The organism is Armatimonadia bacterium (assembly GCA_039679385.1).
Taxonomy (GTDB): domain Bacteria; phylum Armatimonadota; class Zipacnadia; order Zipacnadales; family JABUFB01; genus JAJFTQ01.
Genome location: JBDKVB010000020.1, coordinates 1 through 12,911 on the forward strand (window position 1 = coordinate 1; position 12,911 = coordinate 12,911).

Here is a 12,911-nt window from a genome sequence, read left to right on the forward strand (position 1 = left end):
TCGGCCCCGACGTAGTGGCTCGCCACCAGTGTGCAATGACGCAGACTGCGCATCCCCTGCTCCACGCCGATGGTGACCATCAGTTGTCCGCGACGTGCCGCAGGCCGCAGAAGACGGCGGACGACCATCTCCTCGTCGAGCGCCTCCACCACCGGACGCAACTGCCCCAAGTCCTGGTACTCCGGGTAATCCAGCGCGTAGACCGCTCCATCCACATACACCCGTTGGAGCCGATCTCCTTCCACCGCGGTCTTGATGGAGTCCAGCAGGGCCTCCGGAACGGCGTAGGGTGCCACGTCGTCTTCGAGCAGATCCGCCGCACACTGACTCAGAGCGCCGACACTCCTGCCGCAGTACCGCGACCTCAGAGCCTGGCTCAGACGCTCAGCCTGTCCCGCAAGCACGGGCTCCGGCGACTCCAGCAGGCAAGTGAAGCTTCCGCCCGGCTTGATCTGATAGGACAGCAGAAAGTTGCGCGAGCTCACGGGGTTGAGCTTTAGCTCCGCCAACCGCGCTTCCTCGTCCGGAGGAGCCATCACCATCGCCGGCGCCGCAGTGAGCTGCGACAGGACGCGCGAGGTGGTCCGGTAGACCTCCTCCGGATCACGCCGGGCCAGGTGCCGGTACTCCGATCGCACCCAGGCTGCCTGCTCCTCTCGCGGCGAACGCGGTGCCCTGATGGCGTCGACGTAGGCACGATAGCCCTTATCGACGGGAATGCGGCCGGCCGAGGTGTGAGGTTGCCGGATGTACCCGGCACGCTCCAGAACCCCCATCTCGTTGCGGATCGTGGCCGTGCTCACGTCGAGGGCACGACGTTCACGCACAGCCTTCGACCCCACCGGTGCGGCCGTCTCCACATATTCCTCGACGATCGCACCCAGGATGCAGGCACGTCGCGGGCTGATTTCCTCGTGGGCACGCCCGAGCACCGTCCACTCAACCTCCGTATCAAGCGCTGACACGCTATTGACCGCTGAACTACAATCAAGATAGTATTCCCATGCGCCTGTGTCAACATCATCAGGCAGCGTGTTGTGACGGCCAGCCGCTCGCCCTCTGTCCCGTCTCATGGCCGCCGATGGTAGTGCCGGTGGCTGGTTCCACATACACACTTGCCACGTACCTGGGACGGCTACCTTGTCCCCGGGGAGGCTCCTGATGACCCGTTTTTCCGCCCTGGTCGGTCCTGCCCTCATCGCCCTGTCGCTGACGGCGCGACCTCTTCTCGCATCACCGGCCACGGCTGCCCGACCCTCTGCTCAGACCGCAGCGAAGACTGCCGCACAGCCTGCAGCCCCCGGCGGCGAAGGGCTCCTCTATGACTACTGGCGTCTGGAAACAATGCTCACCCGGGCCCGGGACCAGATCAGCGCCGGCAAGCTCGACGCCGCTCTGCAGACCTGCACTAGGGCACGTGGACTCGGCCTGTGGGACCCTCGTCTCGAGAGCCTTGTCGGCGAGATCCACCTGCACCGGGGACACTGGACCGAAGCCGTCGTCGCCCTTCGACGCAGCACGATGAGTCGCACCGACAAGTGCAACCTCGCCGTGGCGCTGACTCAGACGGCGCGCTCCCGCCATGCGGAAGGCCGTTTCGCCGACGAGACTCGCCTCCTCAAGGAAGCCCTCTCGCGCGACCCGCAGAACGCGCTGGCTCACGCCTCTCTGGGGCTTGCCTTCCTGCAGCAGGGCGACCGGAACCTTGCTCTCTCTCACTGCCGCCAGGCGGTTGAGCTCGCCCCCACGTCCGCCGATGCCTGGAGCAGCCTGTCCGTCGTCTGCCTGGCCGCAGCCGACCTTCCGCAGGCCCACGAGGCCGCCCAGCGTGCCGTCGACGTGTCCCCCGATGACCCGGCTGCGCTCAGCAACCTGGCCTTCCTCGTCGCCGAGGAAGGGGACACAGCCGGTGCCGCCCGCCTCTGGGAGCAGGCAACACGTCTCGCGCCCTCCTACGCAGACGCCTATGCAGGTCTTGCCGTCGCCCAGTGGCGGCTTGGCGACCGCGATCGAAGTCGGTCGCTGTACCGCAAGGCCATCGGCCTCGATGCCACCTACGATGACCCACGGCAACTGGGACCGATTCACTACTGGACGCCGAAGGCCGTCAAGACCGCGACCGAGATCCGCTCCGCGCGCTAGTTCGAGTTCCCCTCCGCCTCAGTGGTGCTCACCGGCAGACCCTGCTCCTAGGGCTGCCCAACACATAGACAGGTGATGCCATGATGCGATCGACTCTGGTCCTGCTCTCCCTGGCCGCCTCAGCCACCCTGTGCTTCGCCCAGCCCCGAGTCCTGATGGAGTGGGACTTCTCCAAGGGCATGCAGGGCTGGTCGGCAGCCAACCACGTCTCCGACCTGAGGATCGACAACAACGCTCTCCACGGCACCATCACCAACTGGGACCCCTTCGTCACGGGGCCTCAGTTCCAGATTCCGGCCAGTCCCTGGCAGCGGATTGAGATCCGCCTCAAAACCGATGCTGACGGTACCGGCGAGTTCTACTGGACGAACACGACCGAGAGCCCCTACGGCGGGTTCATGCCTGAGAAGCACACCACCTTCCGAATGATCGGCGACGGCCAGTGGCACGACTACCAGATACTCCCCTTCTGGCAGGCCGAGAAGAAGATCATCCTCCTGCGCGTCGACTTCCCCAAGGTTCCTGATGCCGACTACGGCAAGCGCACCTTCGACATCGCCTCCATCCGCATCGTCGATCTCGGCGCACCGGCTGCGCTGAGCACTCAGACTGCCTGGGACTTCACCAAGAACCTCCAGGGCTGGGCACCTATGGGTGCCGGCACCGCAGTCTCGACCCCTCGGGGCGTTGACTACGCCACCGAGCCCGGCGGGTACCTGATGAGCCCGCCGCTGCAGATGCCCGTCGAGGGTCGCCTCTGGGTCTCCCTCGAGATGGCCGTCGACAAGGGCAAGAGCGGCACGCTGCGCTGGGCCACCAGCGACAAGTCCGGCCTCCAGGAGGCTCGGATCCCCCTGCGTGCCGATGGTCAGTTCCACCGCTACAACGTCGATATGGGCGCCTACGCAGGCTGGTCTGGTAACCTCGTCCTGCTGGGCCTGACCCCATCCGAGGAACCCGACGCCAAGGCTACGGTGCGCGGGATCGCCTTCGCGGAGGAACCCATGGGACGACCGGATGTCGGCTGCGTGTATCTCGGTACCGAGAACGGGATCAACCGAACAGGAACGCCCGTCCCTCTCCTGCTGCGCGTGACCAACTATGGCGGCGAGACCGCCACCGACCTGCGCCTTGCCGAGCTTTCCCTACCGGCAGGCGTGACCGTGTGCGACACTGGTGACTGGCGCAAGCTCGCTGAGGTTGAACCCCTCGACATCACAGACCTGCGCATCAACGTCATGGCCGCGCGACCAGTCACACAGGCACCCATCAGCGTCAAACTCGAGGGCACCGGCGCGACAGGCGCGGAATGCTCCGGAACTCTCACGATCACTCCCTCTCTGAACCTCCCGAAGGCCGACTATGTGCCTGTTCCACAGCCTGTCGAGAGTGACTACGAGATCGGCGCTCTCTACTTCCCGGGCTGGGGCAGCCCCGACCGCTGGTCACCGATCCAGCGCAATGCGCCCTGGCGCAAGCCGGTCCTGGGCTGGTACGATGAGTCCAATCCCGAGATCGCCGACTGGCAGATCAAGTGGGCCGTCGAGCACGGCATCAAGTACTTCATGGTCGACTGGTACTGGAGCGCCGGGTCCCGTCATCTGGAGCACTGGGTCAACAACGCTTACGCCAAGTCCCGCTACAAGGGCTACCTCAAGTGGTGCATGATGTGGGCCAACCACAATGCCGCCAACACGCACTCCGAGGAAGACCAGCGGGCGGTCACCAAGTACTGGATCGACAACTACTTCAACCAGCCCGGCTACTACCGCATCGACGACATGCCCGTCGTCACCATCTGGAGCGTCGGCAACATGCGGCGTGACATGGCCGACAAGGGCGGCGCCAAGCGCCTGCTGGACATCTCCCAGGAGATGGCTCGCGCCGCCGGCTACAAGGGCATCTACTTCGTCGCCATGAAGTTCCCGGAGGCCTCCACCGACCCCGACCTGGTCAAGCAACTCAAGGACGAGGGCTTCGCGATGACCTCCATCTACCACTACATGGACCACGGCGGCCAGGCCGCCGATCCACGACGCTTCTCCTTCGACCTGGTCGCCAACTCCAGCTACAAGTTCTGGCAGAACTGGCGAGCCGCTTCCGACCTGCCCTTCCTGCCGAACCTCGCGACCGGATGGGATGCTCGGCCCTGGCATGGCGAGAACACCATCGTCATCTCGGGCCGCACCGTTCCGCTCTTCGAGCAGATCTGCCGCGACGCCAAGCGCTTTGCCGACGAAACAGGCATCAAGCGCATGGTGATCGCGCCTCTCAACGAATGGGGCGAGGGCTCCTACCTCGAGCCTTGCGGCGAGTTCGGCTTCGAGATGTATGACGCCTTCCGCGACGTGTTCTGTAAGCGTCCCGCTCAGGGCTGGCCGCCGAACATCGCTCCGACCGACGTCGGTCTTGGGCCCTATGACTTCCCGACCGTGAACGAGAAACCGCGTACAGCCTGGGACTTCTCCGACGGCCCCCAGGGCTGGGGCTCCTTGATGGGCGTCAAGGACGTGAAGGCAGAGAACGGGGTGTTCACCTTCACCACGGCCAGCACTGACCCGGCCGTGAGCGTGGCCCTGCAGGGAATCTCCGCCAAGCCCTATCGCTTCATCGTCATACGGATGAAGATCGAGGGCATCGCCGCCGGAGACCAGGCGCAGCTCTTCTGGGCTACCACTTCCGCAGCCGCCAGCGAGGCCAGCAGCGTGCACTTCGACCTCTTCGCCGACGGCCAGTACCACGACTACGTGCTGCCGGTTGGCGAGAACCCGCGCTGGGTAGGACGGTTGCAGTCGCTGCGGTTCGACCCCTGCAGCAAGCCCGACGTCCGCGTCTCGATCGAAGAAGCGCGCCTCAGCGCAGACGGCAAGTAGCGAGGCAGGCCGGCGAGACAACAGCAGTCCGGTAGCACTCGGGCCAGGGCCTATCCCATCATCTTCATGGGAGCAGCCCTGGCCCGTGCGATTCCTGTACTCGTGACTGGCGGTCGTCGCTCTGCGGCAGACTACCGCAGCTTCAGCAGTGTCGCGAGGTTCGCCTTCTTGTCCACAACCGGCTCGATGGCGCCCGTCGCCGAGCTGAGCAGGCAAGTCACGCCTGGACCGTGACCGGCAGTGAGGCACTGGCCGTGTACCACGACTCCCACGGTCACGGCGCCGCGCAGGTAGATGCGGCCATAGCTGTTGTCGGCATCCACCAGGGCCACCAGATCGCCCAGGCGCAGGTCGCCCAGCCCGTACTCCTCCACCACCGAGGCGTCGAACATCTGGATGTCGTAGTCGCCCCGGAAGGCGTGGTTGCGCCCGAGTCCGCTGCCCATGATGCAGGCCGGGACCAGCTTCGCCACCTTGACCCGCAGCTTCCCCTCGTGCACGGTCGGGTTCATCTTCTTCAGGAGGTTGGGCGCGAGGTTCGCCACCGTGATCTCAGGGAAGTCGAGGAGCTTCATGCCCAGGCCACAAGAGTTGATCTGGATCCTGTTGCCGTAGCGCAGCTTGCGCAGGACCTCGGGCGGGAAGTCGACGAACACGTGCTCAATGCCGCCGTGCTTGCCGGTGACGACGCCCTTCTCGCCGGCAGCGGGTCCGTCCAGGATCTCCGCCTCGTTGCCCACGCAGGCCAGCATGTTCAGGCCATTGTTCGCCTCCGCGTCGGGGTTCTTGAGGCTGACCGCGGGCTCCACGTGATCGGCAGCCCAGCCCAGCGCGCGGTCGCCCACGCGCACATTGAAGCAGATGCCGCCCGTTCCCGGTACCATGATCGCTTCGCCGCGGGGTGTGATGTTGTACATCCCCGCCAGCTTTGGATGTGACGGCTCGCCGACGACGGCAATCTCCAGCAGTTGGTCCACATTCGTCTTCAGCATACCTGGTTGCTCCTTTGGCGATGACGAGTCGGACGCCTTGACTGCTCCTCTACTCGCAGGGACTAACTAGCGCTCTGCATCACCCGGCGGAAGGATGTACCACTCAGGAAGGGCTCGCGAGATCGTCAGCCCGTAGACACACTTCGCGCCGCCCTGCCTCAAGGCCCGGGCTGCTGCCATCATCGTCGCTCCGGTCGTGTACACATCGTCGACCAGTAGCAGGCTCGCGCCGGACAGCTTCCAGGGCTTGCGTGCGGCGAAGGCCTCGTGCATCTCCTCAGCCCGTTCCCGCGGTCCCATGTCCACCAAAGGATGGGTGTTCTTCACGCGCTCGAGGACGTCCTCCCACAGCGGCTTCTCGCAGCCCCGAGCGACTTCCTGCGCCAGCAGGTCCGCCTGGTCAAACCCTCGCCATCTCCGCCGCGCCGGATGCAGCGGCACCGGCACGATCGCCGCCACCTCCTCGAAGGGCAGCCTGTGTGGCCTCGCATACTCGTTGACGAACCGACGCACCAGCATCTCACCCAGGGGCTCGCACAGCCTACGCCGACCCTCGAACTTGTACTCGATCACCGCCCGTCGCAGGGGCCCGGTATGCAGACCCACAGACCGTGCACCGGTCAGCGCTGCTCGCGGGTGATCCCGGCAGTCGCCACACAGCGGCCATCCCGGTGCAGTGGGCGGATGTGGCTTGCCACAGCGGGGACACTGCGGCCCGTCGACGTACTTCAGCTCCGCCTGGCAGGCTTCACAGAAGGGCAGACGCGAAAAGGCCCCGCACCCGGCACACCGGGGCGGGGCCACAAGATCCAGCAGCTCCTGGGTGACTCGTCCAACAAGGGACTGTCGCCGATTCCGTCCCCGAGTCGGCTCCTTGGCCGACTCGGCGGCACTCGCCTCACGCTCTTGGGCAGAAGCAGGCCTCGGCAACATCCTCGCTGCGCGTCGTCCCCCGTATGGTTTGTGTCCTGATAGCAGCGCTACAAGCACGCCGGGCAGTCTAGCCCTACTGCAGCACCTTCGGCAGACCGCCGAGCCACGCTTCCTTCAGTTCCGCCAGTGACCACTTGAACTCGCGGTCAGCGGCCTTGATCTCCAGCTCGGCCTCCTCGGAGACTTCGCCGATCTCCCTCAGTTCGAGGCCGTAGCCCGCGAAGACCGCCTTCAGCTCCTCTTCCTTCCCCTTCGTCGCTTCCATCACGAAGCCACTGGACTCGGAGAAGAGGTACTTGTCCAGGCGCAGGTTGGTCGGCACCTTCTCCAGGTCGATCTCCACACCAAGCCGGCCCTTCGCGAACCCGCCGAGGCACATCTCGGAGACCGCCACTGCCAGGCCACCATCGGAGATGTCGGTGCAGGCCCGCAGCAGTCCGGCGTCGATCGCATCGGTGACGGCGTAGATCATCGACCGCTCCCGGTCCCACTCGACCTGCGGCACGTTGCGGCCAAGCCCCAGTCCGAGCGCCTGGTACAGCGCACTGCCGCCGAGCTCGTCCTTGCGCGGACCGACCAGGAAGAGCTTGTCGCCCGCCTGCTTGAGCTGCATCGTGATGGCCTTGGAGTAGTCGGCCATCGTACCCACGCAGGCGATCACAGCGGTCGGCGACACGGCGTTACCTGTCGCGGACTCGTTGTACAGGCTTACGTTGCCCGAGATGATCGGCACGGGCTGGTTCTCATAGCCCTTCAGCCACAGTTGCTTGGCGGCGTCAGACAGACCGCGTACGCCATCGCGGAACTGGGCGAAGGCGATCGGGTTCTCTGGGTTCCCGTAGTTGAGGCAGTCCGTCATGGCCTGCGGAACGGCGCCGACCGAGGCCACGTTGCGCATGGACTCGGCGACTGCGCAGGCGGCTCCCCAGTAGGCGCTAATGTCGCCATAGGCCGGGTTGCAGTCGACAGCCAGCGCACAACCGGCCGTGCTCCCCGCCAGAGGCGCGCAGACACCGGCACCGGCCTCACCGGGGCGGATCACGGCGTTGCCCTGCACTTCGCTGTCGTAGGCGCGATAGACGAAGGCCCGTGAGCACACATTCGGATGAGCCAGGACCTTCAGCAGCGTCTCCTTGAGGTCGGGCAGATCGTAGGTCGGCTCCTGTCCCTCGTAGGCGACGGTGCCCTCTTCGCGCACATAGGTGATGCCGCTGGTGACGGCGTCGATCGGTGCATCGCACACGATCGTCTTGCCCTGCTTGATGCGGTAGGCCTTCTCCTGCAGGACCGGACCGATGATGCTGGCACGTGCGCCCTCGTAGACGTTGGGAAGGTCCCAGTCCTCGTTATAGATCCGCAGGACTTCGTCGGCGAAGCTCGCAGGCACCGCGAGCACAAAGCGCTCCTGAGTCTCCGCGCACATGATGACTTCGGGCACCATGTTCGGCAGCGCCACGTGAACGGCATTGAGGTCGAGCTCGATCCCAAAGCCGCCGGCAGCGCAGATCTCGGAGCTTCCGCAGGCCAGGCCGCCGCCACCAATGTCCTTGATGCCGATGGCGATGCCGAGTTCCTTGGCCCGGTCGCGCACGGCCTCGTTCGCCTTGCGCATGCACAGTACATTCTCCAGGAAGGGGTCGGGAACCTGAACGGCGCCCCGGTCCTCCTCCTGATCTTCCTCATCCAGGATCTTCGAGGCGAAGGCGCTGCCGCCAAAGCCGGAGTCGTCGGTCGGCTTGCCCACGAGGATGATCACGTAGGGCTCGTCCTTGGCCTCCGGCGGAACGGCGGAGTGAATGATGTCTTCCTCGGCCACCAGGCCAAGCGCGACCACGTTCACCAGGCAGTTGTCGTCGAAGCTGGAGTTGAAGTAGATGTCGCCTGCCAGGCAGGGGACGCCCAGGGCATTCCCATACTGCCAGATGCCGTCGACCACTCCGCCGACGACCCACTTGGTCCGGTCGGCGTTGGCGCCCGTCGGATCACCGAAGCGGAGTGGGTCGGCTGTCGCGATCACGCGAGCACCCATGCAGTCGACGTCGCGCACGATGCCGCCAATCCCCGTCGCTGCGCCCTCATTGGGCAGCACCTGGGACGGGTGATTGTGGCTCTCGTGAGCCATCACAATACCGTACCGCTTCCCCTCGTGCTCGGTGAGGAACACGATGCCGGCGTCCTCTTGCGGCCCCAGCATCACGTTGGGGCCCTCGGTGTGCATGAACTCCTTCAGCGTGGGCCGGCTGCTCTTGTAGGAGCAGTGCTCAGACCACTCGGAGTTGAAGATATGCATCTCCGTGAGGGTCGGGTCGCGCTTGAGGAAGTCGGCGATCTTGCGCGCCTCGTCCACAGTCAGGCCGACACCGTGCTCGGCCATGAACTTGCGCAGTCCTGCATCATCCAGCTCGGACACGGGCAAACGTCGAGAATCGAGGGTCATCTTTCAACTCCTGCACATCATCAGTCGCGCGAACCCGGCCCCACGGCCGAAGGATCCACGCGGCCCGAACTTGTCTGAAGCCTATGCTGCTTTGAGCAGCACAATGATACCTTACCGAACCGCCTTGCGCAACTTCCGACCTCGCATCGTTGACTCCAGGGGGCCTCCCGCGTAGATTGGAGCCATGATCTCGCCGTCACGGCTCCCTGGTGCCCTGCTTGTCCTGGCCTGCGGCGTCTCGCTCGTGGTCGCCCAGCCTGCGACGACCAAGAAGGCTGCCTTCTCCAGCGGTCCCCTCTCGGCCATCAACGACGTGTTCGACGACCTCACCGAGCTGGCACCAGATCGACCTCCGGCCGTGGTGGTCCTGTGTCTCAAGCACCCCGACACCTTGCGTGCGGCCCTTGCAGCGCCACCCGGATCCGGGCGCACCAACCTCGACTACTTCACCAAGGTGGCGCGCCTGGCTCAGGAGACCTCAGGCCTGCGAGCGGTCATCCTGCACTACGCTCAGCTTCCCGACGAGCACGTCTTCGCCAACACCTGCGTCAAGGCGCTGGTCATCACCGCCATGGACAGAACCCTCGCGGAGTCCTACAACGCGCGGATCCGGGCCACGATCCGCGAGACCAGTCTACCCATGATCGGCTTCTGCGGCGGATGCCAGATCATCTCGGGCGCCTTCGGCGGCGCGATCTCCCAGATGCGTCCCCTACGCGAAGGCGAAGCCGATCCGAACCCCAGGTACACTCCGGGCATCTTCAAGGAGTGGGGCTTCATGCCCGTCAGAGTGACCCAGCGCGACCCACTCTTCGAGGGCCTCGGTGACCAGTTTGTCGTTCGCGAGATGCACGCCTGGGAGATCACCCGCCTGCCCGAGTGCTTCGAGGTCCTTGCCTCGACCGACGCCTGCCGGGTCCAGGTCATCCGACACAAGACCCGGCCCCTCTACGGGACGCAGTTCCATCCTGAGCACGCCACGGACGAGTACCCCGACGGGAGGCGCCTGATCCGCAACTTCTTCGTCACTGTGGGGATCGCCGCACCGGCTGTCCCCTGATCTCCTGACTTCGCCTCGTGCTTCCCGTCACCAAAGGAAAGCGGGGCCGCCCCTGAAGAGGTGACCCCGCTCGGTTCATGCTTCTCCTCGCCCGGCCGCGTGCTCCGGACGACGCTCTACTGGACTGCCTTCACCTTGGGCGGATAGATGAAGTCCAGGTACTTGCCGGCCACGTCGGCGTGGAAGGTGTCGCCGTCGTGGATGTACAGGCGGAACGTGAAGTTCAGCGCGTCACCCTCCTCCAGGGCGTAATCGCCACGCTGGCTCCAGTCATCGGTGAAGTCGTGGAGACCCCACTGGTTGGCGGTGAACAGACCGTAGTTGCGCACGTGCCAGGTGGTCGGGTAGCGCAGGTTCTCCGGGTGATCGAAGATCGCGATGCCGCCGATGCCGCTGGCAATCGGTCCGTAGTAGTCGACCCATTCGGCCTTCTTGCCCCAGCACTCCTCCTCGTTCACGCCGCCGAAGGAGTTGCGGAAGGTCCCACCGTTGCGCGCATGGGCGGTCTCGATCATCCGCACCGAAAGGGTTCCAGCTTCCTTCGTGTCGCCAAGGAACACGCCGCCGTAGGCCGCCAGCCAGGTGATGTCCCAGTCCATGATGCGGCAGTTGTCCGGGTGGTTGTACACCCGCACGCAGGTGATCTCCTGCAGCAACTGCTGGCCCTTCGGGCTGACCCAGTCGTTCACTGATACGAACTCCCCAAAGACGGGGCCTTCCGCCAGGACCTCCAGCGCACGGTTGACGCTCGAAGCATGGCCGTCCATCTCGCTCCAGTTGTCGAAGCCATTGACGCTGCCCTGGGCCACGTACAGCGAGCGGTGGTGCGGATGGTCCTTCTTGGCGCACTCGGTGACCTCTGCCCCACCGGGCCCCAGCACCGGGTAGCAGTAGGGGCGGGCGATGCCCTCCTTGACGATGTAGCTGGTGAAGAGCTTGCCGCCGACCTTCACGTCGGCCTTCTCGCCCTCAATGTAGTCGATGCTGACGCCGGACGCGTCGCCACCACAGCAGCCACAGCCGCAGGCGTCCTCGGCCTCGCCGATGATATAGCGCTTGCTCTCGCCAGCCTTGAGCTCCGGTACGATCCACGTCAGTTCGCACTCACACTCGCAGCTCTCCTCGTCCTCACACTCGCAGCCACCCACGCACTGGCAAGGTACCTGCACTCCGGGCTTGCCGTCCGCGCCGAGCTCAAACAACGCATGGCCTTCGCCGCAGCCGTCGCCGGCGGTGCAAGGATAGGACACGACTACGTCCTTGCGGTCGTGGGGACCGGCCTGCACCTCAAGAATCGTCCCTGGTTCGTGATCTGCCATCTGAAACGGTCTCCTTTGTCCAATCGTCTGTCGAGCAGTAGTATCGACACTTTGGGGATCAGCCGACGCCTCTGTCCCAGCGTCGGGCCTCAGGACTTGGCCCCGGTCATCTGCCGCAGGACCTCCAGGGAGGCCTCTGCAGCCTCGGCAGAGTCGTCCAACTCCGCCTCCAGGGTCACGCGTCCATCATACTCTAGTACAGCCAGAGCGGCAAAGAACCCGGCCAAGTCTGCCCCACCTTGACCCAGTGCAGTCCGCCCGCGGTCGCCACAGTGAACGTGTGCGATCAGTCCTCTGGCCTGCTCAAGAGTCTCCCAGGGCTCTTGCGATAGGTCCATGTGATGGGAATCGACCGCAAGCCCCAACTGTGCACGTCCAAGCTTGCGTACCAGGTCTGCCGTTTCCTCGATCGAGTTGAGGCTGTTCGTGTACTCCGCCGCCAGCGGATGCACGGCCACCATCAGCTCCCCGGCGTAGTCGGCTGTCATTCCCAGGAAGTAGCGGAGCTGGTCCAGGGCTTCGTCGCGGGGATAGTCCGGCGGAATGCGTCGCGCCTCAGCACAGCCAAAAACGACGGTGCGTGCCCCGATCTCCTCTGCCCGATCCAGCGTCAGGGCCACGAGCTTCTCCACCCGTCGCCAGTCCACCTCGTTCCCCACGAGCTTCAGGCCCGTGGGGATCAGGCAGTTCACGACCTCCGGCGTCAGCGCTGCACGCCGGACCTCACGCCGCAGGGCGTAGTAGTCGCCGGGGTCGCCCTCAGGGCGGAGGACCTCCGCCGGCAATTCCAGGTACTGGAAGCCCATCTGGGCCAGGCACTCGATCCTGGCATGGTCCTCCTCGGTGCCGGTGAAGCCGAGACAACACCCAAAGCGCATGGTCACCCGCTTACCCTCGCACGAGGTGATGGACGCCCTCAGGGGCGTCTGGGGTCGATCCTTGGTTCTCTCTTCCCCAGCCCTGCGCCCCTCACCTCCTCGTGCCAACGGGGCAACGGAGTAAGCCTCTTCCGGCCTGCGGTCGAGTGTCTGGCCCTTACCCACTTTTGGGGATGGGTATAGGTTTTGGTATGAGGAGGCGGCGGGTGAGTTTTGCGAGCCAGGGGTCGTGGTGGCGCACCAACTGCAGGCCCAGCCACAGGACGCTGGCCGTCTT

The 12,911-nt window shown here is 65.1% G+C and carries 9 protein-coding genes; 3 read left to right on the forward strand and 6 right to left on the reverse strand.

All coding sequences use genetic code 11. The features are described 5' to 3' along the window. On the reverse strand, positions 1–965 hold a 965-nt coding region (locus ABFE16_02315), incomplete at its 3' end, for a hypothetical protein (GenBank protein MEN6344106.1). A gap of 196 nt (positions 966–1,161) precedes the next feature. Here ABFE16_02315 and ABFE16_02320 point away from each other — a divergent pair. Both ABFE16_02320 and ABFE16_02325 read left to right on the forward strand, forming a co-directional pair. Next, positions 1,162–2,142, forward strand: a complete 981-nt coding sequence (locus ABFE16_02320; GenBank protein MEN6344107.1) for a tetratricopeptide repeat protein — start codon at positions 1,162–1,164, stop codon at positions 2,140–2,142. Positions 2,143–2,222: 80 nt separating this feature from the next. After that, positions 2,223–5,015 carry a glycoside hydrolase family 99-like domain-containing protein gene (locus ABFE16_02325; protein MEN6344108.1) on the forward strand — a complete coding sequence of 931 codons (2,793 nt, stop codon included), beginning with the start codon at positions 2,223–2,225 and terminating at the stop codon, positions 5,013–5,015. Between the two features lie 131 nt (positions 5,016–5,146). On the opposite strand, the gene ABFE16_02330 is transcribed toward ABFE16_02325, so the two are convergent. The 3 genes from ABFE16_02330 to purL all read right to left on the reverse strand — a co-directional run bounded on the left by ABFE16_02330 (position 5,147) and on the right by purL (position 9,377). After that, positions 5,147–6,007 (reverse strand): DUF4438 domain-containing protein, encoded by an 861-nt coding sequence (locus tag ABFE16_02330; protein MEN6344109.1) that lies wholly within the window; start codon positions 6,005–6,007, stop codon positions 5,147–5,149. A 66-nt stretch (positions 6,008–6,073) separates the two neighbouring features. Beyond that, on the reverse strand, positions 6,074–6,811 hold the full coding sequence (locus ABFE16_02335; protein MEN6344110.1) for a ComF family protein: 738 nt from the start codon (positions 6,809–6,811) through the stop codon (positions 6,074–6,076). A gap of 202 nt (positions 6,812–7,013) precedes the next feature. Next, positions 7,014–9,377: a phosphoribosylformylglycinamidine synthase subunit PurL gene (gene purL / locus ABFE16_02340; GenBank protein MEN6344111.1), complete on the reverse strand. Its 2,364-nt coding sequence runs from the start codon at positions 9,375–9,377 to the stop codon at positions 7,014–7,016. A gap of 184 nt (positions 9,378–9,561) precedes the next feature. On the opposite strand from purL, the gene ABFE16_02345 reads away from it, so the two are divergent. Next, positions 9,562–10,437, forward strand: a complete 876-nt coding sequence (locus ABFE16_02345; GenBank protein MEN6344112.1) for a gamma-glutamyl-gamma-aminobutyrate hydrolase family protein — start codon at positions 9,562–9,564, stop codon at positions 10,435–10,437. Positions 10,438–10,553: 116 nt separating this feature from the next. Here ABFE16_02345 and ABFE16_02350 read toward each other — a convergent pair whose 3' ends face one another. Beyond that, positions 10,554–11,756 (reverse strand): PmoA family protein, encoded by a 1,203-nt coding sequence (locus ABFE16_02350; GenBank protein MEN6344113.1) that lies wholly within the window; start codon positions 11,754–11,756, stop codon positions 10,554–10,556. Between the two features lie 89 nt (positions 11,757–11,845). Further along, positions 11,846–12,634, reverse strand: coding sequence for a sugar phosphate isomerase/epimerase family protein (locus ABFE16_02355; GenBank protein MEN6344114.1), 789 nt, complete (start codon positions 12,632–12,634; stop codon positions 11,846–11,848). Positions 12,635–12,911: the final 277 nt, after the last annotated feature.

What these genes read in the sequence shown, in the direction of transcription:
- ABFE16_02345 (MEN6344112.1), top strand. Translation starts at nt 9,562, where the DNA reads ATGATCTCGCCGTCACGGCTCCCTGGTGCCCTGCTTGTCCTGGCCTGC.
- ABFE16_02350 (MEN6344113.1), bottom strand. Translation starts at nt 11,756, where the DNA reads ATGGCAGATCACGAACCAGGGACGATTCTTGAGGTGCAGGCCGGTCCC.
- ABFE16_02330 (MEN6344109.1), bottom strand. Translation starts at nt 6,007, where the DNA reads ATGCTGAAGACGAATGTGGACCAACTGCTGGAGATTGCCGTCGTCGGC.
- purL (MEN6344111.1), bottom strand. Translation starts at nt 9,377, where the DNA reads ATGACCCTCGATTCTCGACGTTTGCCCGTGTCCGAGCTGGATGATGCA.
- ABFE16_02320 (MEN6344107.1), top strand. Translation starts at nt 1,162, where the DNA reads ATGACCCGTTTTTCCGCCCTGGTCGGTCCTGCCCTCATCGCCCTGTCG.
- ABFE16_02325 (MEN6344108.1), top strand. Translation starts at nt 2,223, where the DNA reads ATGATGCGATCGACTCTGGTCCTGCTCTCCCTGGCCGCCTCAGCCACC.
- ABFE16_02355 (MEN6344114.1), bottom strand. Translation starts at nt 12,634, where the DNA reads ATGCGCTTTGGGTGTTGTCTCGGCTTCACCGGCACCGAGGAGGACCAT.